Raw genomic sequence first — 24,012 nt, forward strand, 5'->3', positions numbered from 1 at the left:
ACGGAGCACCGACCCTGCTCCGCTCGGCCCGTCCCGATGGAGTGATGCCATGCCGATCCGATCCGTTGTACCCACCCCGCCCCCACGCGGCGGCGCCTTCACACGGCGCAGCCTCCTCGCCGGTGCCGCAGCGGGAGCAGCGGTGCTCCCCCTCGCCGCCTGCGCCAGTCCCCTCGCCGCGGGGATCGCCGGCGCCCCGCTCAACCCGGAGACGCTCGTCTTCTGGAACCTGTTCGGCGGCGGTGACGGTCTCCGCATGCAGGCGATGGAGGCCGGCTACGCGAAGCAGCACGGCGGTTCGTCCTCGCTGCAGGCCACGACGTTCGCCTGGGGCAACCCGTACTACTCGAAGGTGACACTGGCCACCGTCGGGAACAAGCCGCCGGACGTCGCGATCGCGCACCTCACCCGGGCGAAGCCGCTCTGGGACGGCGGGCTGCTCGACGCCATCACGTCCGAGGACCTCGCGAGCGTCGGCCTCAGCGCGAGCGACTTCAACCAGAAGGCGTGGTCGGCCCAGAAGACCGACGGCAAGAACATCTGCGTCCCGCTCGACACGCACCCCTTCGTGCTGTTCTACAACGTTGACGTGTGCCAGAAGGCGGGCCTGATCGGCGCGGACGGCGAGCTCAAGGACCTGAACGGGCTCGAGGCCTTCGAGGCCGCGCTCGCCGCGGTCGCGAAGGTCACCGGCGGCACCGCGCTCAACGTCGCGAACGTGGTGCCCGAGACCGCGACCCCGTGGCGGTTCTTCTGGACGATGTACAACCAGATCGAGGGCGCGACGCCGTTCATCAGCGACGGCGGCGCGAAGCTCACCGTCAACGAGGACGCCTACACCAAGGTCACCGAGATGACCCAGAAGTGGGTGCAGAACGGCTGGATGAACAAGGCGCTCGACTACGCCACGGCGCAGTCGCTGATGTTCGACGGCAAGGCCGGGTTCTTCATGCAGGGCGAGTGGGAGATCAGCACCGCCCAGTCCATCAAGGGGCTGAAGTTCGGCATGGTGCCGATCCCGCAGCTGTTCGACAAGCCGGCCACCCAGGCCGACTCGCACACGTTCATCCTGCCGAAGAAGGACCGCACGCCCGAGCAGCGCAAGGCGCACCTGCTCTTCATCAAGCAGATGCTCGAGCAGAGCCTCACCTGGGCCGAGGGCGGGCACGTCCCCGCCTACATGCCGACGTTCGACAGCACCGCCTACAAGGACCTCAAGCCGCAGTCGAACTACGCGTCGGCCGCCGAGACCGCCGTGTTCGACGACCCCGCCTGGTACGGCGGGTCCGGCTCCACGTTCGAAGGCATCGTCGGCGCCCAGCTCGCCCTCGTGCAGCAGGGCAGCTCCACCCCGGCCAGCGCGCTCAGTGCCATCAAGGGGCAACTCCAGACCTACCTCGACACCCCGAGCCCGCTGTGATGCGGCCCGCGACCCCCTCGATCCCTGTGGCCCCCGCACGAGAGGCACGATGACGTGACCGCTGCACCCGTTCTCACCCGTCCCGCCGACGCCGCGTCGATCACCGGCCGGACCCGCTCCCGCGTCAACTCGACGAACCGCGGGCAGGGCCGCTCCGGCTGGCTGTTCCTCGCCCCGTTCGGACTCTTCTACCTGGCCTTCCTGCTGGGGCCGACGGTCTGGATGATCGTCACCAGCTTCTTCAACACCTCGACCGTCCGCACCGGGCTCGGCAGCTTCGCCGGGTTCGCGAACTACGCCGAGATGCTCGGACGCGCCGACTTCTGGTCGTCGCTCTGGCACACCCTGCAGTTCACGCTGTACACGACGCCGCCGCTCGTCATCCTGGCGTTCGTGTTCGCCGTGCTGACGAACCGGATGAACCGCGGCCAGTGGTTCTTCCGCCTGGCGTTCTTCCTGCCGTTCATCCTGCCGTCGGCGACGATCTCGCTCATCTGGGTGTTCATCTTCACGCCGTCGACCGGCCTGTGGGCGAGCCTGCAGACCGCGATCGGGATGACCCCGGGCTCCGGGATGCTGTCCAGCCCGAACACCGCGATGATCGGCGTCGCGATCGCCACGATCTGGTGGACGCTCGGGTTCAACTTCGTGCTGTACCTGGCCGGCCTGCAGGAGATCCCCCGTGAGCTGTACGAGGCCGCGGCCGTCGACGGCGCCTCGAACTGGCAGCAGATCAAGTCGATCACGCTGCCGCTGCTCGGCCGCACGACGACCCTGGTGATCCTGCTCCAGATCATCGCGAGCCTGAAGATCTTCGACCAGGTCTACCTGATGACGAACGGCGGCCCGGGCATCTCGACCCAGGTCTCGCTGCAGCTCATCACGGGCGTCGGCTTCACCGACAACCGCCTCGGTGCGGCATCGGCCGCCTCGGTGCTCCTGTTCATCGTGATCGTCGCGATCGCGGTCATCCGGCAGCTCGTCGAGCGCGCTGCCGCCAAGCGAGAGATCGGTGCCTGACATGACCGCCACCGAGAGCATCACGACCGGCCGCCCGAAGTACCGGTCCGGCGTCTCGTCGGCCGCCCCGACGAGCGCCGCGAAGATCGGCGTCAGCGGACGCGGCTTCACGATCGCGTCGGGCATCATCCTGACCGTCTTCGCGATCATCTGGCTCATCCCGAGCCTGTTCGCGCTGAAGACCTCGCTGTCCGACAACGGCGTCGCCGCACTGGGCGCGAACTCGATCCTGTCGAACTGGAACCCGACGCTGCACTCCTACGCGTCGCTGTTCCAGGCCGGGGACATCTGGAACTGGTACCTCGCCAGCGGGATCACGAGCTTGTTCACCACGGCGCTGACGGTGCTGTTCGCCTCGATGGCGGCGTTCGCGCTGTCCCGCCTGGCGTTCCGCGGCCGCAACGTCGCGTTCCTGCTCATCATCCTGGGCATCATGATCCCGACGCAGGTCCTGATCATCCCGATCTTCCAGGAGCTCAACGCGGTCAACCTGCTGAACACCTACTGGTCGGTGATCTTCCCGCAGGTACCCGCCGTGATCGCGGTGTTCATCTTCAAGCAGTTCTTCGACGGCATCCCGAAGGAGCTCGAGGAGGCCGCGCGCATCGACGGTGCGGGCATGTGGAAGATCTACTGGTCGGTCATCCTGCCGCTGTCGCGTCCGGTCATCGCCGCCGTGGCGATCCTGACGTTCGTCGGGGTGTGGAACAACCTGCTGCTGCCGCTGTTCGTGCTGTCGAACCCGGACCTCATGACGATCCCGGTCGGGCTCGCCACGGTCCAGGGCAGCTTCGGTCAGCGCTACGCGGACATCCAGGCCGGGGCGATCCTGGCGGCGCTGCCGCTCATCATCCTCTACCTGATCTTCCAGCGGCAGATCGTCGAGGGCGTGACGGGGTCCGGCCTCAAGGGCTGACGCGACCCCGGGACGGACGGGAGGCGCGGTGCCGGCTGGCACCGCGCCTCCCGTCCGTCGTCCGGTCGCGTCCACGACGTGCGGTCGCGCCGGCGGCGTGCGACCACGTCCGCGGCCTGCGGTCGCACCGGCGACCCGCGTCCGCGCTGCGCCGTCACGGCCGCAACGCGGGTCTCAGAGCGGGTCGAGGCGCCTGCGCAGCAGGCAGAACTCGTTGCCCTCGGGGTCCTGCAGGACGTGCCACGACTCCTCGCCGGTCTGCCCGATGTCGGCCGGCCGCGCACCGAGGCCGAGCAGGCGTTCCAGCTCGGCGTCCTGGTCGCGGTCGACGGGCGAGACGTCGATGTGCAGGCGGAGGGGCTGCGCCTTCGCGTGCTCGACCTTCGACAGGATGATCGTCGGGGCCGCTCCCCCGAACCCGGACTCGGGCCCGATCTCGATGCCGTCCTCGTCCTTGCCGAGTTCGACGTAGCCCAGCACGGCGCACCAGAAGCGCGACAGCTCCTCGGGGTCGTGACAGTTCAGCACCAGTTCGCTCAGTCGGCTGCTCATGCCGCGACCGTACTCGTCGCGGGACGCGGTCGACCGGAGCTCAGGCGGGGACGACCTGCCGGGCGTCGTGCTTCCAGAACCCCGAGAACGTGATGCGGTCCTTGGGCAGCCCGGCCCGGTGCAGGTGCCGACGCCCCTCGGTGGCCAGGCGGGACTCCCCCACGACGAAGGCGTACCCGCGGTCGTCGGAGGGGACGTGCCGCTGGAGTTCGGCGAGCGCCGCGTGCCCCGGGACGTCGTGCTCGGTCTCGTCGCGGACGATCCAGGTCACGACGACGCCGGCCGGCGCGTCGAGCTCGCGCACGTCGCCGGCGGTCGGGACCTCCTGGATGATGCGGCCGACCGTGTCGCGCGGCAGCGACGCGGCGATGCCGACGACGCCGGGCAGGCCGGTCTCCTCGGCGGCGATGACGACCTCGCTCGTGTCGGGCGGGCAGTCGAAGATGCAGCCCTGGTCGAGGAGCGCGAGCTCGTCGCCGGGTCGGGCGGCGCTGGCCCAGATCGCGGCGCGGCCCTCGGGCTCGCCGTCACGGTCGCAGTGCACCACGAAGTCGACGTCGAGCTCGGCCGCGTCGGGGCGGAAGGCCGCGACCGTGTAGTTCGCGCAGTGCGGTCGGACGGCCTCGGGGATCGCGAGGAACGACGGCCACCAGCGGCGCCCGTCGAGGTCCGGCATGCGGAAGCCGTCCTGGTCGGGGCGGGGCACGAACAGGCGGAACCAGTGGTCGAAGCCGAGGAACGGGAAGGCGTGCAGGTCGGCTCCGGTGACGGTCACGCGCTGGATCGACGGGGTGTGGCGGACGCTCCGGACGACGCGGGCCCGGAACAGGGCGGGGTTCTCGGGGAGGAGCCGCGGGGTCTTCGCCATGAGGCAAGGCTACCCTAAGCTGGTCCGCGTGCCAGCCCCCGATCCCCTGACGACGCCGACCCCGGCGGACCGCCGTCCGGCGTCCCCGGCGGCGGCTCCGGACCCCCGGACGCCCGGCGCGGCGGCTCCCGGCGCAGCGCGGGTCGGCGGCACCGGCGTCGCGGCCCTCGGGGTGCACCGTGCCGCGGTCCGACGCCGGGTCGCGGTCGTCGCGGCCCTGGTCGTCGTCCTGCTGCTGGCCGCCGTCGCGAGCCTGCTCTTCGGCAGCAACCGGCTCGGGGTCGACCAGGTCCTCGCGGGGCTGACCCGCACCGGGTCGAGCACGACCGAGGCCGTCGTCTGGGGGTCACGCATCCCCCGCACCCTGATCGGGGCCGCGGTGGGAGCCGCACTCGGGATCGCCGGTCTGCTCATGCAGGGGCACACCCGCAACCCGCTCGCCGACCCCGGGCTGTTCGGCGTCTCGTCCGGTGCCGGCCTGGCGGTCGTGCTCGGGGTCTACGTCTTCGGGGTGACGAGCACGGGCGCGACCGTGTGGTTCGCCCTCGCGGGTGCGGTCGTCGCGAGCGTCGTCGTCTTCTCGGTCACGATCGCCGGCAGCGGCACCGCGAGCCCCGTTCCACTCGCACTGGCCGGCGCCGCGGTGTCGGCGCTGCTCGGCGCCGTGACGTCCTTCATCGTGCTCACCGACCAGCAGTCGCTCGACGCGTACCGCCTGTGGGTGGTCGGCTCGCTCGCGGCCCGGCAGCTCGACGTCCTGGCCGCCGCCGCCCCGTTCCTCCTCGTCGGACTCGCCCTCGCGGTCGCGAACGTCCGGTCGCTCGACGCCCTCGGGCTCGGTGCGGAGCTGGCCAGGGGCCTCGGCGAGAACGTGCTCGTCGCGCGGCTCGTCGGCCTCGGCGGCATCACGCTCCTCGCCGCGGGGGCGACCGCCGCCGCCGGGCCGATCGGCTTCGTCGGCCTCACCGTCCCGCACGTCGCCCGCGCGCTGGTCGGCACCGGGCACCGCTGGACCCTGCCGGTGAGCGCCCTCGTCGGCGCGGCCCTCGTGCTCGTCGCCGACGTGGTCGGGCGGCTGGTCGGCGGGTTCTCCGAGGTCGAGGTCGGCATCGTCCTCGCCGTCATCGGCGGACCGGTCTTCGTCGCCGTCGCCCGCCGTCGATCGCTGGTGTCGCTGTGAGCGCCGCGACCCGCAGCCCCGAGGTCGTCCCGGGCCGCCGCGGCGTGCGCGTCGGTCCGGTCGGGCTCGCCTGGCGCCCCCGGGTGCTCTGGTACACGGTCGGTGCGCTCGTGGCGGCCCTCGTCCTCGTGGTCCTCGGCGTCGCGATCGGCAGCACCTGGATCGCCCCCGCCACCGTCGTCCGCGCGCTGCTCGGCGCCGAGGACGGCCCCGAGGGCTTCATCGTCACGACCCTGCGCCTGCCCCGCGTGCTCACCGGCGCCCTCGTCGGCCTCGTGCTCGGCGTCGCCGGTGCCCTGACGCAGACCGTCACGCGCAACCCGCTCGGCACCCCGGACATCATCGGCGTCACCGCGGGCGCGAGCGTCGGCGCGGTCGCCGCGATCGTGCTCGGCGGCGGGTCGTACTCGGTGTCCTCGATCGTCCTCGGCGGCGGCATCCCGGTCGCGGCGACGATCGGTGCGCTCGTCGCCGCCGCGGCCGTGTACGGCTTCGGGTGGCGCGGCGGGGTGCAGAGCTACCGGCTCGTCCTCGTCGGCATCGGCGTGAGCGCGACGCTCGACGCGGTCACGAGCTACCTGCTCGTCCGCGCGAAGATCACGATCGCGACCGCAGCCTCGCAGTGGCTCGTCGGCAGCCTGTCGAGCACCTCGTGGTCGGCGGTGTGGCCGCTGCTCGTGGTCGCGGCCGTCGCGGTGCCGCTCGCCCTCGCCACGAGTGCGGCCCTCGGCACCGGTCAGCTCGGGGACGAGGTCGCCACCGGCGTCGGGCTCGGGGTGCAGCGGCACCGGCTGCTCGTCATCGTGCTCGCCGTCGTGCTCACCGCCGCCGCGGTCGCCGCCGCCGGGCCGATCGGGTTCGTGGCGTTCGTCGTGCCCCAGGTCGCGCTGCGCCTCGCGGGCACGAACCGCCCGCCGCTGCTGCTCGCCGGGGCCCTCGGTGCCGTCCTCGTGCTCGGGGCCGACCTGCTCGCCCGCTCCGCGTTCCCGTGGCAGGTGCCCGTCGGCATCGTCACGACCGTCGTCGGCGCCCCCTACCTGATCTGGCTCCTCGTCCGGCACCGCAAGGAGATGTCCCGATGACCGCACGCAGCGCGACCGACCCGTCCACGGCGACCGGGGCCGACGGACGGGGCCACCCGGCCGCCCCCGGCGCCGACGCGACCACCCCGTCGACGCACGCCGACGCACCGACCCGCACCGCGCCTCCCGGCGGGGTCCCCGTGCTCGAGGCACGCGGCCTGTCCGTCGGCTACGACCGCGAGCCGGTCCTGCGCGACCTGGACCTGCGGATCGAGCGCGGGACCGTCACGACGTTCCTCGGTGCGAACGGCTGCGGGAAGTCGACGCTGCTCAAGGCCTTCGGGCGCGTGCTGAAGCCGCAGTCCGGCGAGGTCCTGCTCGACGGCACCCCGATCCGTCGGGAACCGACCCGCTCGGTCGCACGTCGGCTCGCGATCCTGCCGCAGTCCCCCGTCGCGCCGGCCGGCACGAGCGTGCTCGACCTCGTCATGCGCGGCCGCAACCCGCACCAGGCCTGGGCGCGACCCTGGACCGCCGAGGACGCCGACGTCGCCGAGCGGGCGATCGCGGCCACCGGGCTCACCGAGGTCGCGCACCGCGACGTCGCGAGCCTGTCCGGCGGACAGCGGCAGCGCGCGTGGATCGCCCTGGTCGTCGCACAGCAGGCCGAGACGCTCCTGCTCGACGAGCCGACGACCTACCTCGACCTCGCGCACCAGCTCGACGTCCTGCGGCTCGTGCGGCGGCTGAACCGGGAGCAGGGCTCGACGGTCGTCATGGTGCTGCACGACCTGACGCTCGCCGCGCGGTACTCGGACCGGCTCGTGGTGCTGCACGACGGCGGGGTGGTCGCGGACGGGACGCCGCAGGAGGTCCTCACACCCGCGGTGCTCGAGCGGGCGTTCGGGCTGCACGCCCGGGTGGTGCCGGACCCGGTCACCGGGGCGCCGATGATCGTGCCCGAGGCCGACGAGCACGACTGAGCAGGGGCGGGGACGCGCGCGGCAGCGCCGGCGCTCGCACGAGTGCGGCAGCGCGTGCGGCAGCGCGCGGCGCGCGTGCGGCAGCGCGCGGCGCGCGTGCGGCCCCCGGGCAGCCCCGCACCTGGCGGAACCCACAGAGTTAGGTTAGGCTCCCCTAACGTGAAGATTCTCCGCCGCGGCTCCGTGCGCGCCGCCCTCGTGACCTCCGTGGCCGTCTCGGCCCTCCTGCTCTCCGGCTGCTCCGCATCGGACGGTGCCGACGACTCCTCCGGGGGCGCGGCGAAGGGTTCCGCAGCGAGCGGTCCGTGGTCGTACCGGGACGCCACCGGCGCCACCGTGAAGACCGACCACACCCCGAAGCGCGTGGTCGTCCTGAACGACATCGCGATCTCGTTCATCGAGTACGGCGTGCGCCCGGTCGGCACGTTCGGGCAGCTCACGATGGCGAAGGACAAGCGCTTCGCGGGGCTCGACACGAAGGGCATCACGCAGCTCGGCGACGCCTACGGCGACATCGACCTCGAGGAGCTCGCGGCCCTGAAGCCCGACCTCGTCGTCACCTCGGTGTACCCGACCGACGAGAAGGGCACGCTGGACAAGACGCAGCCCGCGTACGGCTTCAAGGACAAGGAGCAGCAGCAGCAGGTCGAGGCCATCGCTCCCGTCGCGACGGTCGAGTGGGGCGGCAAGGGCGAGGACGTCATCGAGGAGATCGCCGACCTCGCCGAGTCGCTCGGTGCGCCCGAGTCGAAGGTCGAGGCCGCCGAGAAGCGCTTCGACGCCGCGGAGGACGAGCTCGAGAAGGCCGCGAAGGCGAGCGACGTGTCCGTCGTCTCGATGTACGCCGACGGCGACGGCGCCTACGTCACCCGCCCGTCCGACGAGCCGACGCTGCAGATGTACTCGTCGTTCGGTGTCGACTTCGTCGACCCGAAGCCGAAGGGCTTCTACTGGGGCATCTACTCGTGGGAGAACGCCGGTCAGATCACCGGCGACGTCCTGCTGCTCTCCCAGCAGGGGTACCAGGTGGCGGACCTCGAGAAGCAGCCGACGTTCGCCGACAACCCGGCACTCAGGGCCGGCCAGGTGCACAGCTGGACGTTCCCGGCCCTCGACTACGCGTCGCAGGCCGACTACATGACGAAGCTCGCGGGCTGGCTCGCCGAGAGCAAGAAGGTCTCGTAGCCCGGGTGGAGCCGGACGGGAGGCGCGGTGCCGGCTGGCACCGCGCCTCCCGCCGTCCGCGGGGTCGCCACCACCGCCCCGATGGAGCAGACGACGTCGGGTCGCGCCGTGCGACCCGACGTCGTCTGCTCCATCGACGAGGGCGAAGGGCCCGGGGGACGCCGGGCGCGCCGCTGCCCGGGCGTCAGCGGACGGGCAGGGCGGCGTTCACCGCGGTCTGCGCCTGCCGCCAGACGGCCGCTCGCGCACCGGCGTAGTTCCCGCCCTGTCCGTTCGCGTACCGCCGGAGGTTCGCCTTGCCGCCGTCGGTGTTCCCCTGCCAGTAGGCCGTGACGGCGCGCTCACTGCCGCCGACGAGCCAGATCTGGTCGGCGGCGTCGGTCGTGCCGGTCTTCCCGAACAGCGTCGTGCCGTCCGGCGTCTGCCCGCCGTCCGCGGTCCCGCCCCGGAAGGCGCCGCGCATCACGTCGAACGCCGTCGCCGCCGTCGACGCGGACACCGCCCGGGAGCAGGCGCGCGGCTGTCCGCCGAGGGCCTTCCCGTCGCGGCCGGTCACCTGGTCGACGACGACCGGGGCGCAGTACACCCCGCCGTTCGCGATGCCGGCGTACGCCGCGGCCATGGTGAGCGGTGCGATGCTCGTCGTCCCGAGCACCGCGGCCGGGTTCGCCGGCAGTTCACCGCCGGTCGCGGGGTGCACACCGAGCCGGGTCGCCACGTCGCGGATGTCGCACAGGTCGAGCTTCGACGCCATGTCGGCGTAGGCCGCGTTGACCGACTGGGCCGTGGCCGAACGCACCGAGTACGGCCCGGTCTGCCCCGCCGAGTCGTTCTTCGGGTTCCACGCCTTCGTGGTGACGCGCTTGCCGCACTGCGTCCACGAGGACCGGGCCTGCCGGGTGCCGTCGACGACCGCGTCGGGGCTCCGGCCGTCGGCCAGCCAGGCGAGCAGCGTGAACATCTTGTACGTCGACCCGACCTGGAAGCCCGTCGAGCCGCCGTTCGCCTCGTCGGTCGCGAAGTTCAGCGAGGTCGCCGTCGGCGGGGCCGTCGAGGAACGGTCGTAGTCGGTGTTCTGCGCCATCGTGAGCACGCGCCCGGTACCGGCCTCGACCGTGTCGAACGTGGCGCCGAGGGCGAACTGCGCGCGAGCGGCGCCGTCGTACCGGTCCAGCAGCTCCTTGTGCCGGTCGTTGAGGTCGAGGTCGAGCGTCGTCTGCACGCGCAGTCCGCCCCTCCGCCAGGCGTCCGCCCGGGCGGCGTCGTCCGCGCCGAGCTGCGGCAGCGCCTTCGCGACCTCGACCGCGTACGCGCAGAGGTACTCGGCCCCGCGGACCGCGGACTCGCAGCCCTGCCGCGACGGGGTGAGCCGGACGTAGTCGGCCGGCGTCGAGGCGAGCGCGGCCTGCAGCCCGGCGTCGTCGAGGTGTCCCTGCTGGTGCATCGACCGCAGGATGACGTCGCGGCGGGCCTGGTTCGCCGCGTGGTGCTCCGGGGTCGACAGGTCGCGTTCCTCCGGCCACTGCACGATCGCGACGAGCGACGCAGCCTCGGCCGGGCTGAGGTCGGCGGCGTCCTTGCCGTAGTAGTGCTGCGACGCGGACTGCACGCCGTACGTCTGGTCGCCGAAGTAGGCGATGTTGAGGTACGCGGCCAGGATCTCGTCCTTGGTGTGCCGCTTCGCCAGACCGATCGCGAGCTTGACCTCGCCGAGCTTGCGGTCGAGCGACCGCTTCGTCGCCTCCTTCGTCGCGGCGTCGCGCTCCTCCTGGGTGGGCAGTTCGCTGGCCGCCTGGATCTTGATGTTCCGGACGAGCTGCATCGTCAGCGTCGACCCGCCGGAGCCGCCCTCGCCGCCCGAGGCCACCACGCTGACGAGCGACCGGACCAGGCTCGTGGCGTCGACGCCGCCGGTCTCGCGGAACCGCTTGTCCTCGCCGTCGATCGCGGCGTGCTCGACGGTGTCGCTGATCCGGTCGAGCCCGACCTCCTGCCGGTTCTGGTCCCACACGTCGGCCAGGTGCACGGGCTGTCCGCCGCGGTACGCCCAGACCTCGTTGCGGGTCGGCAGGTCACCGATCTCGATGTACTCGGGCATCGAGTCGAAGACGTCGATCGCGCTCGTCGTCCCGATCCCGGCCACCGCGAGCACCGGCGTCACGCCGACACCCACCAGCAGTCCGGCCAGCACGCTGCCGCCCACGAAGCCGGCCGCGGCCCCGGTCACCCGTCGCATCGTCATGTGTCTCCCCCTCGGTCGAGTCCGTGGTGACCATCGCAGCGCTCCTCGGACGATCACCCCGCGTTCCCGGGGTGGACACGGGGTGCGGGCTGGGAAAGGCCCGGGTCGGCACGGATCGTTACCGACCGCGGTGTCCGCGTGATGCGTCCGTGACCCGCTCGTGCCCGGTCCTGACCGGCGGCGGAGGCTAGCCTCGGGGCATGGAGACGGGGCGCTGGCGCGAGGACGTCCTCGGCCCGCCCTTCGAGCAGCTCGAGCTGCCGCTCGGCGAGGACGCCGAGGGGCCCGTGGTCGCCACGCTCGTCCGGCGTCGACGGTCCCCGAACGACCTGCTCCTGCACGCCCGCGGGCCGCTGCACGGCGTCGACGTGCTCTACGTGCACGGATGGTCGGACTACTTCTTCCAGGTCGAACTCGCCGAACGCATCGAACGGCTCGGGGCACGCTTCCACGCGCTCGACCTGCGCAAGTACGGGCGGAGCCTGCGTCCGCACCAGACCCCCGGCAACGTCGACGACCTCGCGGTGTACGACGAGGACATCGGGGCCGCGCTCGACGCGATCGCCGCCGAACACCGCGGTGGACCCCGACGGCGGCTCGTGCCGATGGGCCACTCGACCGGCGGGCTGACGCTGTCGCTCTGGGTCGCCCGGCACCCGGAGCTCGTCGACGGACTGGTCCTGAACAGTCCCTGGCTCGAGTTCCAGGCGAGCGCGGTCGGCCGGGCCCTCGTGGCGCCGGTGATCAGGCTCGGCGCCCGGCGGAACCCGCTCGCGCCGCTGCCGGCGGTCGACCCCGGCTTCTACACGAGGACCGTCTCGGCAGCGGGCGAGGGCTCGTGGACGTACGACCAGCAGTGGCGCCCGGACCGCGGCTTCCCGCTCCACCCGAACTGGCTCGCCGCCGTGTTCGCCGGGCAGGAGCAGGTCGAGCGGGGGCTCGGCATCGCCGTCCCGACGCTCGTGCTGCTGAGCGACCGGAGCATGCTCCAGCCACGCTGGGACGACGGCATGGCCCGGGCGGACGTCGCGATCAACGTGGACGTGGTCGCCCGACGGGCACTGTCGCTCGGGGCCGAGGTGACCGTCCGTCGTCTGCACGGCGCCCTGCACGACGTCGTGCTGTCCGAGCCCGCCGTCCGCGAGCAGGCGTACGACGCGGTCGCCCGCTGGTCGGCCTCGCTCCCCCGCTGACGGGTCCGGCTGTGGACCGGTCCGGCTGTGGACCGGTCCGGCTGTCGACCGGTCCAGCTGCTGACCAGCCCGGCCGCTGACCAGTCCGGTCGCTGTCCCGGTCAGCCGCCGGTCGTGGCCCCGAGCCGCTCGACCGCCGTCCGGGTGGCCTCGGCGACGAGCGCGTCGGACGGCTCGGCGTCCGGCGCCGGGTGTGACGTCATCACGACGAGCACGATCGGGTCCCGCCCGGGCGGCGTGACGACCGCGACGTCGTTCCGGACGCCGTACGACGCCGTCCCGGTCTTGTCCGCCACCGTCCACGCGGGGTCGACCCCGGCCCGGATCGTGCCGTCACCGGTCGTCGTCCCGCGCATCGAGCCGAGCAGCAGCGCCCGGTCGTCGGCGTCGAGGACGTCCCCGAGCAGCACCGCGCGCAGGTCGGTGGCGGACTGCGCCGGGGTCGTGGTGTCCCGCCGGTCGCCCGGCACGGCGGTGTTGAGGTCGGGCTCGGTGCGGGACACGTCCGTCACGTCGTCCCCGGTGCTGCGGAGCCAGCGCGACACCGCCTCCACGCCGCCGAGGCGTTCGACGAGCAGGTTGGCCGCGGTGTTGTCGGAGGACCGGACCGCGGCGTCGACGAGCTGCCGCACGGTCAGCCCGGTGTCCACCGCGGGGCGCGTCACCGGGGCGTACGACAGCAGGTCGCCCCGGTCGTAGTGCACGACCTCGTCGAGGTCCGACCCGGTCGCGGCGTCGAGGACGGCCGCGGCGATGAACACCTTGTTCGTCGAGGCGAAGGCGAACCGCTCGTCGGCGTGGTACCCGATCGCGTGCCCGTCGCCGGTGTCGAGCGCGACCACACCGACCCGGGCACCCGAGCGGGCCTCGAGCGCGGCGAAGGCCTGCCGGGTGGCGGCGTCGGCCGTGGGCACCGGAGCGGGCGTCGAGGAGGGCGCGCCCGTGGTCGACGCGCTCGGCGCCACGGACGACCGGGGTGCGGCCGTCGGGCCGCCGGGGCTGCACCCGGCGAGCGCCAGCAGCCCCGCCACGGCGGACACCGCGAGCAGGGTCGCGCGCGCCGGGCGACCCGGCCGCGCCGTCCTCGTCGCGCGGGTCGGCCGCGCCGTCCTCGGCGCGCGGGTCGGCCGCGCCGTCCTCGTCGCGCTGGTCGGCCGCGCCGTCGTCGTCTGCACGGGCCGAGCATGCCGGACCGGGTCGGGACCGACCTGGACGCGGGGACCGTCGGACGCACGCCTGGGGACGGGGGTGGGCCCCGCCTCCCGGCCGTCCCGCGACCACTGCGGGGCGGACCCGGCGCGAACCGTCCGCGCCGGACGGACGGCCCGCCCGCCGCGCCCGCACCTGGCGGACGAGCCGCCTGCGGTGAGCGACCGCAGCCGCGGTCGCCCTCAGTCCCCTGGCCCGGCCCCGGCCCCGGCCCCGGCCAGTCGGCGCACCGTCGCGTGCGCGCCGTCGGTGAGCAGCCCGTCCAGGGCGTCCAGGTACGCGGCGACGAAGCGCTCGTCGTCCACGAGGTCGCCGAACACCGCCCGGTTCTCGATGAAGGCCGTGCGGTGCTCCCGCTGGGTCGCCGCCGTGCGCTGCAGGTCCTCGGCCAGCCGGTCGACGACCGTGATCGGCTCGCCGGACTCGTCGGTGCCCTCGGCGTACCTGGCCCACGACGCGACCACGGCGGCGGACAGCGTCACGGGCCTGCCGGCCGCCAGGTTCTCGCGCACGACCGGGAGCAGCCACGTCGGGATGCGGTCGCTCGACTCGGCGCACAGGCGGGCCAGGGTGTCCCGCACCTCGGGGTTGCGGAACCGGTCGAGGAGCGTCGCCTCGTAGGCGTCGAGGTCGATGCCGGGGACCGGGCGGAGCGTCGGCGCGCCCTCCTCGGCCATGTACCGGCGGAGGAACGTCGCGATCGCCGGGTCCTGTGTCGCCTCGTGCGCGGAGCGGTACCCGGACAGGTACCCGAAGTAGCACAGGGCCTGGTGGCTGGCGTTGAGCAGCCGGAGCTTCATGAGCTCGTACGGCTCGACGTCGTCGACGACCTGCACGTCTGCCTGCTCGAAGGGCGGGCGACCGGCGGGGTGGTCGTCCTCGAGCACCCACTGGAAGAACGGCTCGGCGACGACCGGCCACGCGTCGTCGATGCCGAGCTCGTCGCGCACCACGGCACGGTCGGCGTCGGTCGTGCCCGGGGTGATCCGGTCGACCATCGAGTTCGGGAAGGCGACGTGCTCGTCCACCCAGTCGCCGAACGCCGGGTCCTGCAGTCGGGCGAACGCGGTGAACACCGCGCGGGCGACGTGTCCGTTGCCCTGCACGTTGTCGCAGGACATCACCGTGAAGGGCTCGATCCCGCGGTCACGGCGACGACGCAGCGCCTCGGTGACGAGGCCGAAGACGGTGCGCGGCGGGGTGTCCCCGGCGAGGTCGGCGACGACGCCCGGGTGGTCGGCGACGAACGCTCCGGTGACGCGGTCGGTGTTGTACCCGCCCTCGGTCACCGTCAGGCTGACGATGCGCGTGGTGGGTGCAGCCATCCGTTCGAGCACCGCCTCGGGGTCGTCCACCGCGAGCAGGTACTCGACGATGCTGCCGACCACGCGTGCCTCGCGGGACCCGTCCGGGTGCTGCAGGACCAGCGTGTACAGCCCGCCCTGCTCCCGCATGACGTCGGCCATCCGGCGGTCCTGGTCGAGCACGCCGACCCCGCAGATGCCGTACTCGCGGGCCTCGCCCTGCTCCAGCAGCCGGTCGACGACCATCGCCTGGTGCGCCCGGTGGAAGCCGCCGACGCCGAAGTGCACGATCCCGGGCACGACGTCGTCGCGGTCGTACGTCGGGACGGGCAGGCCGAGGGCGGCGACCTGGTCGAGGGTGTCGGGCGACAGGCGGACGGGCATCGGTACTCCTTCGTACGCGGCGGTGGTCCACCGGCTGCGGCGGACACGGACCAGTCTGCCACCCTGAACGTCCGTGCTGCACAGTCGTTCAATGGCGACGACCGGGGGACGAACCTGAGGGAGTGCTCCCATTCGTTGCACCGAGTGCATCGATGCACCTAGTGTCTCCACTCGTGACCACCTCGACCGACCGCCGCGCTGCCCTCAAGGCGAAGCACCGCGCCGCGATCGTGCAGGCCGCGCGCGACCTGATCGACGCACGCGGAGGCCGTGGGTTCAGCGTCGACGACCTCGCCGAGCGGGCCGACGTCGCCCGCCGGACGGTGTTCAACCACTTCGCCTCGCTCGACGAGGTCCTGCTCGCCGTGTGCGAGGAGGAACTCTCCGTGATCATCGACCGCTTCCTCGCCGACATGGCGCGGACCCCGGTCGGCGACGGGAGCCGGGCGTCGATGTTCGACGAGCTCGAGTCCGCGGCGCGCGGGGCCGACCTGGCACCGGCGATCTCCGGCATGTACCGGATCATCGGCGAGCCCGGGAAGGAGGACCCGAAGGCCGCGGTGCTCACGCAGACCGCGTTCTCGCGGGTCACCGACCGGCTGCGCGACGAGGTCGCCCGGCGGCACCCCGGCGCCGACCCCCTCGACACGGCCCTCCTGGTCGACTCCCTGATGAGCGGCATCGTCGTGATCGCCGACCACTGGCTCACGACCGACGGCCCCGACCTGACACCCGACAGCCTGGGCGCCTGGGACGCACTGCTGAGCAGACTCGTGCACAGCGTCCGCTCCGGCTACATGGCCGTCGACTGACACCTCCCCCGGGGTCCACCGGCGCACCCCGCACCTCCACAGCACCTGACACGAAAGGAACGGGGCAACCGCATGGCCGGTCTCCTCTACCGTCTCGGACGGTTCGCCGCACGACGCCACTGGCTGGTGATCATCACCTGGATCGTCCTCATGGGCATCGCGGGACTCACCTACAGCCTGTTCGCCGGCACGATCTCGTCGTCGATCACGATCCCGAACACCAAGACGAGCCAGGTCCAGGACCAGCTCGCCGACAAGTTCCCGTCGGCGAACGGCGGCAACGGCACGCTCGTGTTCGAGACGACCGACGGCAAGGCCTTCACGGACGAGCAGAAGGCGGACGTCGGGTCCTTCCTGAAGGGACTCGAGGACCTCGACGGCGTCAAGGGGGTGCGCGACGGGTTCACGGTCCAGCAGCAGCTCGACGAGCAGCGCCAGAAGATCACCGACGGCCGGCAGCAGATCACCGACGGCCGGGCGCAGATCACGCAGCAGACGGCGCAGCTCGACGCGGGCAAGCAGCAGCTGCAGCAGGCGCAGCAGCAGCTCGACCAGCAGAAGGCACAGGCGCAGTCCGCCGGTGCCGCCGCGGCGGCCGGCAGTGCGGCGGGCGCAGCGGCCCAGGCGCAGCTCGAGCAGGCGCAGGCCCAGATCGACGCGCAGCAGCAGCAGATCACCTCGGGTGAGCAGCAGATCCAGGCCGCCGAGCAGAAGCTCGACGCCAGCGAGCAGCAGCTCGAGCAGGGGTCCGACCTGCTCGACCTGTCGAAGGGCATCCGGTTCGTGTCGTCGAACGACTCGGCCGCGATCGGCACCGTGCAGTTCACGACGTCGACCTACGAGGTCCCCCAGGCGACCAAGCAGGCGATCTCCGACCGTGCCGACGACGCGAAGATCGACGGCGTCGCGGTGTACGTCTCGAACGACATCGCGCAGGGCGTGCCGTCCATCCTCGGTCCGGGCGAGATCATCGGCGTCGTCATCGCGGCGCTCGTGCTCCTGCTCATGCTCCGCACCGTGATCGGCGCGGCGATCCCGCTCGTCTCCGCGGTGCTCGGCGTCGGCGTCGCGACCCTCGCCTCGCTGTCGTTCTCGAGCCTGGTCGAGTTCATCTCGGTCACGCCGGTCCTGGGGGTGATGCTGGGCCTGGCGGTCGGCATCGACTACTCGCTCTTCATCCTCAACCGGCACCGCACGCAGCTGAAGACCGGCATGGGCGTGCACGAGTCCATCGGCCTGGCGAACGGCACCTCCGGCAACGCCGTGGTGTTCGCCGGCACGACCGTCATCGTCGCCCTGCTCGCGCTGAACATCACGGGCATCCCGTTCCTCGGTCTGATGGGCACGGTCGGCGCGGTCGCGGTCCTGTTCGCGATCCTCATCGCCACGTCCTTCACCCCGGCGCTGCTGTCGCTCATCGGCATGCGGATCCTCCGGCGGAAGGAGCGCGACCAGATCGGCAGCACGGGTGCGATCCGGGTGCCGAACAAGCCGATGTCGACCTGGCGCGCGGTCGTCACGCTCGTCGCCGGCGTCGCCGTGCTCGGCACGATCGCGCTGCCCGCGACGCAGATGCGCCTCGGCCTGCCGACCGGTGCGTCCGAGTCGGTCGAGTCCAGCCAGTACAAGGCCTACAAGGCGCTCGACGACGAGTTCGGCGCCGGCCAGAACGGTCCGCTGCTCGTCGTCGCCGACCTGCCGAAGGCGATCAGCAAGGACGACGTCACCGCGACCGAGGTCACGATCGGCCAGGCGCTCGCGAAGAACGACGACGTCGAGGCGGTCCTGCCGATCGGCGCCTCGAAGGCCCGCGACATCATCGCCTTCCAGGTGAAGCCGTCCGGCGGCCCCGACAGCGTCTCGACCGAGGACCTCGTGAAGGACCTCCGCCAGCAGACCGTCCGGACCGACGACGGCCGGGTCACGCTCGGCGTCGCGGGCAACGCGTCGGCGAACATCGACGTGTCCGAGAAGCTCGCGAACGTGCTGCCGCTCTACCTCGTGGTGGTGGTCGGCCTGTCGCTGCTCATCCTCATCCTGGTGTTCCGGTCGTTCCTCGTCCCGATCACCGCGACGGCCGGCTTCATCCTGTCGGTGCTCGCGTCGTTCGGTGGTCTGACCGCGATCTACCAGTTCGGCTGGCTCGGCTCGGTGTTCGGGGTGCACGACCCCGCGCCGATCCTGAGCTTCCTGCCCATCATCGAGATCGGCATCCTGTTCGGTCTGGCGATGGACTACCAGCTGTTCCTGGTGTCGGGCATGCGCGAGGCGTACGCCCACGGCGCCTCGGCGAAGGTGGCGGTCCAGCGCGGTCTGCACGCCGGACGCGCGGTGGTCACGGCGGCCGCGATCATCATGATCTCGGTGTTCGCGGGCTTCATCTTCTCGGACTCCTCGACCATCAAGCCGATCGGCTTCGGGCTCGCGTTCGGTGTCCTCATCGACGCCTTCGTGGTCCGGATGCTGCTCATCCCCGCGGTCATGCACCTGCTCGGGAAGAGCGCCTGGTGGATCCCGAAGTGGCTCGACCGGATCCTGCCGGACGTCGACGTCGAGGGCGCGAAGCTCGAGCGGTCGCACCCGGGCGACGGCAGCGGCGCCCAGCACGGCACGGACGACCAGCACGGCCCGCGCCACGGTGCACACGCCGCACCGGTCGCTCCGGACGGCGGCGGGACGCACGCGGAGGGCCACCACGGGTCGCACGCCGCGGACGTGGCACCCGACGCGGGCCCGCACGAGGGGCACACCCCGACGCACCGCGCCTAGGCACGGCCGGTCGCGTCCCGACGCGACGAGCGGTCGCGACCGCCGCTCGCGTCCCGACGCGACCACCCTGGAGGCCCGGAGCCGGTCCACGAGACCGGCACCGGGCCTCCCGTGCGTGCGCCACCCACGCGACCCGGCTCCCCTCGACGGATCGTTCGCCCACGAAGTACCCTGACGACATGACCGCGACCGACGTCGACCCCCTCGCCCTCGACCGGCAGCTCTGCTTCGCCCTGGCCGCGACGAGCCGGAGCGTGATCGGCCTGTACCGCGACCTGCTCGACCCGCTCGGCCTGACGCACCCGCAGTACCTCGTCATGCTCGCGCTCTGGGAGCACGACCCCCGGTCCGTGCGCGAGATCGCCCGCGAGCTCCGCCTCGACTCGGCCACCCTCAGTCCGCTGCTCAAGCGCCTCGAGGCCTCCGGCTACGTCCGCCGTGCCCGCAGCACCGCCGACGAACGGCAGCTCGAGGTGTCCCTGACCACCGCGGGCCGCGCGCTCCGCGCCCGCGCCCGGGACGTGCCGCTCGCCGTCGCCGACCGGCTCGGGTGGCCGCTCGCACGCCTCGAACGCCTGAAGGACGACCTCACCGAGCTGCTCGGGCGGGTCGACGCGCTCGACTGACGGGTCGGCCGTCAGTGCGGAGCCCTCGACGCGCGGAACACTTCGTGCCACAATGATTGGTGTACGAACGAAAGGACGGACCGTGGGTCGCTTCGGCAGCTGGTACGACCGCTGGAACCGCACGCTCATCGAGAAGATGGGCCCCTCGCAGATCGGCGCCGGGCGCGACGAGGGCATCGACGACCGCACGGTCGACCGGCCCTGCCCGATCTGCCACCAGCCGCTCTCGCAGCACACCGTGATCCGCCCCGAGGGCCAGGTCCGGTCGAGCACCCTGGTGTGCCCCGTCCGCTGAGCATCCGCCGAACGTGTCCGCCGGACGCGGAATTGCTCGGGGCAACACGTGGTTCAACGGTTCCGTGAAGCTCTTCGAACCCGCCGACCTCGGCGCACTCCACCTGAACAACCGCATCGTGATGGCCCCGCTCACCCGGACCCGCGCCGGAGCCCAGGGCGTCCCGAACGACCTCCTCGTCGAGCACTACGCGCAGCGCGCCGGCCTCGGCATGATCATCACCGAGGGCACCTGGCCCGTGCAGGAGGGTCGCTCGTACCCCGGCCAGCCCGGCATCGAGACCGACGAGCAGGTCGCCGGCTGGCGCCGCGTCGCCGACGCCGTGCACGAGCGGGGCGGCACCATCGTCATGCAGCTCATGCACGGTGGCCGCGTCTCGCACACCGACATCTCCGGCACCCCGCGCATCGTCGGCCCGTCCGCGGTCGCCGCGCCCGGCCAGACCCACCTCGCCGACGGCAGCAAGGCCGACATGCCCGTCCCGCACGAGCTGACCACCGACGAGGTCCGCGAGGCCGTGCAGCAGTTCGCCCGCGCCGCCCGCAACGCGATCGCCGCCGGCCTCGACGGCGTCGAGGTGCACGGTGCGAACGGGTACCTCGTGCACGAGTTCCTCTCCCCCGTGTCGAACACCCGCACCGACGAGTACGGCGGGTCGCCCGAGAACCGCGCACGCTTCGCGGTCGAGGTCACCACGGCCGTCGCCGAGGCCGTCGGCGCCGAGCGCGTGGGCATCCGCCTGTCCCCGGAGCACAACATCCAGGGTGTCCTCGAGGAGGACGCCGACGACGTGCGCGCCACCTACACGGCCGTCGCCGAGGGCCTCGCACCGCTCGGCCTCGCGTTCGTGGACGTCCTGCACGCCGAGCCGGGCAGCGACCTCGTCCAGCACGTCCGCCGGACCGCCGGTGCCCCGTTCATCGCGAACTCGGGCTTCTCGTCGATGACGTCCCGCGACGAGGCGATCACGCTGCTCGACCAGGACCTCGCGGACGCCGTCGCCGTGGGCCGCGCGGCGATCGCCAACCCGGACCTCGCCGAGCGCTGGGAGCAGGACGCGGAGCTCAACGAGCCGCGCCCCGAGCTCTTCTACGGCGCCACGGCCGAGGGCTACACGGACTACCCGACGCTGGCCGAGCTGCAGGAGCGCGCCGCGTAGTCGACGCGACCACCCCACGGACGGGAGGCGCGGTGCCGGCTGGCACCGCGCCTCCCGTCCGTCTGCGGTCCCGCTCCCGGCGCCGACACCCGCGCCCTCCGCGGATGGAGCAGGAACCGTCGGGTCGCGCCCGGCCACCCGACGTTTCCTGCTCCATCCGCGGGCCGCACCCCGGGCGGCCCGCGGGTCAGGCCCCGCCGAGCGCGCGCGTGGCCAGGTGCAGCGCCAGACGCGTCTCCGGGTCGCCGAGGTCCACGCCGAGCAGCCGCTCGACCCGCGCGACCCGGTCGGCCACGGTGTTCCGGTGCACGCCGAGCACCGCGGCGGTCTCGGCGACCGAGGACTCGGCGTCGAGGTAGGCGGCGAGCGTCGCCCGGAGCGCTCCCCCGCCGCGTTCGAGCGGTGCGAGCAGCTGCTCGGCGGCCGGCAGGAACGTGTCGGTCTGCGTCCACGCGAGCAGCAGCTGCGCCAGACCGAGCCGGTCGACGTGCACGAAGTACCCCGACTCGGGGCGCGCGGCGGCCAGGCGGACAGCGTCCCCGGCCTCGCCGAGCGTCCGGACCAGGCCGCCGGCGCCGGCGTGCACGCTGCCGACGCCCGCGTTCGTGTCGACCGTACCCCGCAGCGCTCGCTGCGCGGTACGGACGGCGGTGGCGACCGCGGCGACCCCGGCCCGGTCGGGCTCCTCCGTCGAGGACCGCCAGAGCGCCCAGCCGTCGGCCTGCTCGACCACCGTGACGTCGAGGCCCGTCGCCGCGAACGCGACCTCGACCTCGCGCCGGAGGGCCACCGCGTCGACGGGCTGCCGCGCGATGAGCCGGACCCCGACGTGCCAGGCGTCGAGCTGCCACCCGGCGGCGATCGTCCGCTGCACGAGGGGCGGTGCGGGTGCGCCGTCGGCCGCGCGGAGGTCGTCGAGCATCGCCATCCGGTACCGGGCGTCGCGCTCGTCGTCGAGCCGCGTGAGCACGAGGCGGTGTCCCGCGGCGACCGCCGCCACCCGGAGGGCGGTCGCGAGCGTGGTGCGCTCAGCGGCCAGCGGGGCGTCGAGCCCGACGGCCAGCCAGGCACGCGGGCCGATGCCGGTCGGGACGGGGACCGCCACGACGGTCTCGCCGGGCTCCGCGCCGTCCGGGTCGGCGGTCGCCCACACCGGCTCGCTCGTGCCCACCGTCCGGGCGAGCAGGGCAGCCGTCGCCGGGGCCACCCCGGCGCCGCGCAGTGGTCGGCCGGAGGCGTCGAGGAAGCGGACGGCGTGGCCGAGCTCCGCCTCGAGGCGACCGAACAGCTCCTCGAGGTCGGGCCCGGCGTCGAGGCCGACGCGCGCCACGGCAACCGCGGCCCGGGCGGCCGGGGCCTCGCCCGACCCGATCAACTCGTGCATCCGGACCGAGGTCGCCCACGGGTCGGGCGTCACCACGACGCCGACGCCGAGCCGGTCGGCGAGCGCCGCGGTCCCCGGTCCGGGCGCGGGCGCGCTGTCGGTGACCGCGACGACGAGCGCGGTCACCCCGGCGGTGGCCGCGCGACGGAGCAGCACGTCGAAGCGGGCGTCGAACCGGGTCACGGGGGTGAGGAGCACGACCGCGTCGTCGGCCGGGGTGAGCGTGCGACCGACCTGCTCGGGCGGGCCGACCACACCACGGACGGCGGCCACCGCGCCGGACGCCGGGCCGACGAGCAGCGCCGTGCCGGACGGCAGCAGCGGGAGGAACTCGGCGACCGGGATCACCGGACGCCCCCTCGCGCGGGCCGCTGCCCGGGCTCCGGCACGGGGTCGGCGTCGATGCCGAAGGCGCGGGGTGCGACCCGGTCGGTGCGGTGCGGTTCCGCCCACCACCACGGGGCGCCCGGCAGCACGACCACGGCGAGCTCGTCACCCACCCGGGCACGGTCGGTCGACACCGGGCGGAGGGACCGGGCGTCGACCACGACGATGCAGCTCGGTGTGCTCGCCACCGGTTCGCCGTCGACCAGGCAGTGCACCCACTCGCTGCCGGCCTCGACCCGCACCACCGCTCCGGTGCCGGCGTCGCGGATCGCCATCGAGCCGTGCACGAACGAGACCGCGTCGCCGCCGCGCTGCACGTCGAGGACGCGTCCGCGTGCGACGAGCCGGCCGCCCGACACCGCGGCGAGGTGCTCCACGTCCCGCGCCCGGCCCGCGGCTCGTCCGGTCCGGACGGCACGGGTCACGCTGCCGTCCACGGCCCGCCCGGCGAGCAGCTCGGCGTCGACGGGGCCGATCGCGAACGCGGCCCACCCGCCGCTGTGGGACACCGCCTCGCGCCACACCGTCTCGAGGTCGCGCGGGTCCGGCGCGTCGACGACGATGCGGAGCCCGCTGGACGTCACGGCGGCCGCGGTGACCGTGGGCAGCGGGTCGACGAAGAGCGACAGCTGGTCGATGCGCGGCGTCGCGCGTCCGACCAGGTCGGCGTCGACGAGCGGGAGCCCGGCGGCGTGCGCGGTCAGGGCGGCGGCGGGTCCGGTGACCCCGCCGATCTGCGCGGCGACGACGGCGTCCGCACGGCGACCGGTCCAGCGTTCGACGGCGGCGAGGGCGTCCGGCAGCTCGCGGCCGCTCGGCGTCTTCTCCTCGAGCACGGTCGTCGACCCGACGAGTCCGACTGCGATCACCGAGTGTGCGGGCCCGTCGAGCGGGACGACGGGGACCGTGTCCGCACCGAGCGCGACGCGGAGCGCGTGCACCATGTGGTCGACCTGGCCGCCGCCCCCGCAGCCGAGCAGCGCGGTGCCGCGGCCGAGGTCGACGGCGTCGCCGGCCTGGAGGCCCGTCACGGCTCCGTCACGCGGGTCACCCTGGTGCACACCCCATGCTCTCACCCCGTGGTCGCCCGGGTGCGGACGCG

Annotated in this window: 20 protein-coding genes; 13 read left to right on the plus strand and 7 right to left on the minus strand. The window is 73.3% G+C overall.

Going from position 1 to position 24,012, the window contains the following annotated elements:
- The first annotated feature begins 49 nt into the window (after positions 1-49).
- Genes QOL15_RS12665 through QOL15_RS12675 form a run of 3 tightly spaced genes read left to right on the plus strand, consistent with a single transcriptional unit; the run spans position 50 to position 3,356 of the window.
- Positions 50-1,420, plus strand: coding sequence for an extracellular solute-binding protein (locus QOL15_RS12665; protein ID WP_071247804.1), 1,371 nt, complete (start codon positions 50-52; stop codon positions 1,418-1,420).
- 54 nt (positions 1,421-1,474) lie between these two features.
- Entirely contained in the window at positions 1,475-2,440 is a 966-nt protein-coding gene (locus tag QOL15_RS12670) for a carbohydrate ABC transporter permease (protein WP_139197509.1), read from the plus strand.
- Position 2,441: 1 nt separating this feature from the next.
- Positions 2,442-3,356, plus strand: coding sequence for a carbohydrate ABC transporter permease (locus QOL15_RS12675; protein WP_065964280.1), 915 nt, complete (start codon positions 2,442-2,444; stop codon positions 3,354-3,356).
- Positions 3,357-3,530: 174 nt separating this feature from the next.
- On the opposite strand, the gene QOL15_RS12680 is transcribed toward QOL15_RS12675, so the two are convergent.
- Together QOL15_RS12680 and QOL15_RS12685 are read right to left on the minus strand one after the other, a co-directional pair.
- Entirely contained in the window at positions 3,531-3,908 is a 378-nt protein-coding gene (locus tag QOL15_RS12680) for a VOC family protein (protein WP_065964282.1), read from the minus strand.
- Between the two features lie 40 nt (positions 3,909-3,948).
- Positions 3,949-4,776: a siderophore-interacting protein gene (locus QOL15_RS12685; protein WP_071247802.1), complete on the minus strand. Its 828-nt coding sequence runs from the start codon at positions 4,774-4,776 to the stop codon at positions 3,949-3,951.
- Between the two features lie 28 nt (positions 4,777-4,804).
- Between QOL15_RS12685 and QOL15_RS12690 the strand changes: the two genes are divergently transcribed.
- The 4 genes from QOL15_RS12690 to QOL15_RS12705 all read left to right on the plus strand — a co-directional run bounded on the left by QOL15_RS12690 (position 4,805) and on the right by QOL15_RS12705 (position 9,146).
- Entirely contained in the window at positions 4,805-5,956 is a 1,152-nt protein-coding gene (locus QOL15_RS12690) for an iron ABC transporter permease (protein ID WP_254784128.1), read from the plus strand.
- On the plus strand, positions 5,953-7,038 hold the full coding sequence (locus QOL15_RS12695; protein ID WP_254784127.1) for an iron chelate uptake ABC transporter family permease subunit: 1,086 nt from the start codon (positions 5,953-5,955) through the stop codon (positions 7,036-7,038). The genes QOL15_RS12690 and QOL15_RS12695 overlap by 4 nt, the downstream gene beginning before the upstream one ends.
- Positions 7,035-7,961: an ABC transporter ATP-binding protein gene (locus QOL15_RS12700; RefSeq protein ID WP_254784126.1), complete on the plus strand. Its 927-nt coding sequence runs from the start codon at positions 7,035-7,037 to the stop codon at positions 7,959-7,961. Before QOL15_RS12695 ends, QOL15_RS12700 begins: the two co-directional genes overlap by 4 nt.
- 159 nt (positions 7,962-8,120) lie before the next feature.
- The gene (locus tag QOL15_RS12705; RefSeq protein WP_083230368.1) at positions 8,121-9,146 is read left to right on the plus strand and encodes an ABC transporter substrate-binding protein; all 1,026 of its coding nucleotides are present in this window, start codon (positions 8,121-8,123) and stop codon (positions 9,144-9,146) included.
- Positions 9,147-9,330: 184 nt separating this feature from the next.
- Here QOL15_RS12705 and QOL15_RS12710 read toward each other — a convergent pair whose 3' ends face one another.
- Positions 9,331-11,388, minus strand: a complete 2,058-nt coding sequence (locus QOL15_RS12710; protein WP_071247800.1) for a transglycosylase domain-containing protein — start codon at positions 11,386-11,388, stop codon at positions 9,331-9,333.
- A 200-nt stretch (positions 11,389-11,588) separates the two neighbouring features.
- On the opposite strand from QOL15_RS12710, the gene QOL15_RS12715 reads away from it, so the two are divergent.
- The gene (locus tag QOL15_RS12715) at positions 11,589-12,581 is read left to right on the plus strand and encodes an alpha/beta hydrolase (protein WP_071247797.1); all 993 of its coding nucleotides are present in this window, start codon (positions 11,589-11,591) and stop codon (positions 12,579-12,581) included.
- Positions 12,582-12,682: 101 nt separating this feature from the next.
- On the opposite strand, the gene bla is transcribed toward QOL15_RS12715, so the two are convergent.
- Complete coding sequence (gene bla, locus QOL15_RS12720) at positions 12,683-13,621, minus strand: class A beta-lactamase (protein ID WP_254780151.1); 939 nt, start codon at positions 13,619-13,621, stop codon at positions 12,683-12,685.
- Between the two features lie 351 nt (positions 13,622-13,972).
- On the minus strand, positions 13,973-15,478 hold the full coding sequence (locus tag QOL15_RS12725) for a mannitol dehydrogenase family protein (RefSeq protein ID WP_071247794.1): 1,506 nt from the start codon (positions 15,476-15,478) through the stop codon (positions 13,973-13,975).
- A 173-nt stretch (positions 15,479-15,651) separates the two neighbouring features.
- Here QOL15_RS12725 and QOL15_RS12730 point away from each other — a divergent pair, with 173 nt between their 5' ends.
- From QOL15_RS12730 to QOL15_RS12750, 5 genes are all read left to right on the plus strand, one after another.
- Positions 15,652-16,290 (plus strand): TetR/AcrR family transcriptional regulator, encoded by a 639-nt coding sequence (locus QOL15_RS12730; protein ID WP_175473845.1) that lies wholly within the window; start codon positions 15,652-15,654, stop codon positions 16,288-16,290.
- A gap of 72 nt (positions 16,291-16,362) precedes the next feature.
- Complete coding sequence (locus QOL15_RS12735) at positions 16,363-19,059, plus strand: MMPL family transporter (RefSeq protein WP_071247789.1); 2,697 nt, start codon at positions 16,363-16,365, stop codon at positions 19,057-19,059.
- Positions 19,060-19,238: 179 nt separating this feature from the next.
- Positions 19,239-19,685: a MarR family winged helix-turn-helix transcriptional regulator gene (locus tag QOL15_RS12740; RefSeq protein ID WP_071247788.1), complete on the plus strand. Its 447-nt coding sequence runs from the start codon at positions 19,239-19,241 to the stop codon at positions 19,683-19,685.
- Positions 19,686-19,767: 82 nt separating this feature from the next.
- Entirely contained in the window at positions 19,768-19,980 is a 213-nt protein-coding gene (locus QOL15_RS12745; protein ID WP_171898821.1) for a hypothetical protein, read from the plus strand.
- Between the two features lie 64 nt (positions 19,981-20,044).
- Entirely contained in the window at positions 20,045-21,139 is a 1,095-nt protein-coding gene (locus QOL15_RS12750) for an alkene reductase (RefSeq protein WP_065964264.1), read from the plus strand.
- Between the two features lie 187 nt (positions 21,140-21,326).
- Here QOL15_RS12750 and QOL15_RS12755 read toward each other — a convergent pair whose 3' ends face one another.
- Both QOL15_RS12755 and QOL15_RS12760 read right to left on the minus strand, forming a co-directional pair.
- The gene (locus QOL15_RS12755) at positions 21,327-22,871 is read right to left on the minus strand and encodes a CdaR family transcriptional regulator (protein ID WP_071247785.1); all 1,545 of its coding nucleotides are present in this window, start codon (positions 22,869-22,871) and stop codon (positions 21,327-21,329) included.
- Complete coding sequence (locus QOL15_RS12760; protein WP_175473844.1) at positions 22,868-23,971, minus strand: DUF917 domain-containing protein; 1,104 nt, start codon at positions 23,969-23,971, stop codon at positions 22,868-22,870. Before QOL15_RS12760 ends, QOL15_RS12755 begins: the two co-directional genes overlap by 4 nt.
- Positions 23,972-24,012 lie beyond the last annotated feature (41 nt).

It is taken from the genome of Curtobacterium sp. MCBA15_012 (assembly GCF_001864935.2).
In the GTDB taxonomy this organism is placed as follows: Bacteria; Actinomycetota; Actinomycetes; order Actinomycetales; family Microbacteriaceae; genus Curtobacterium.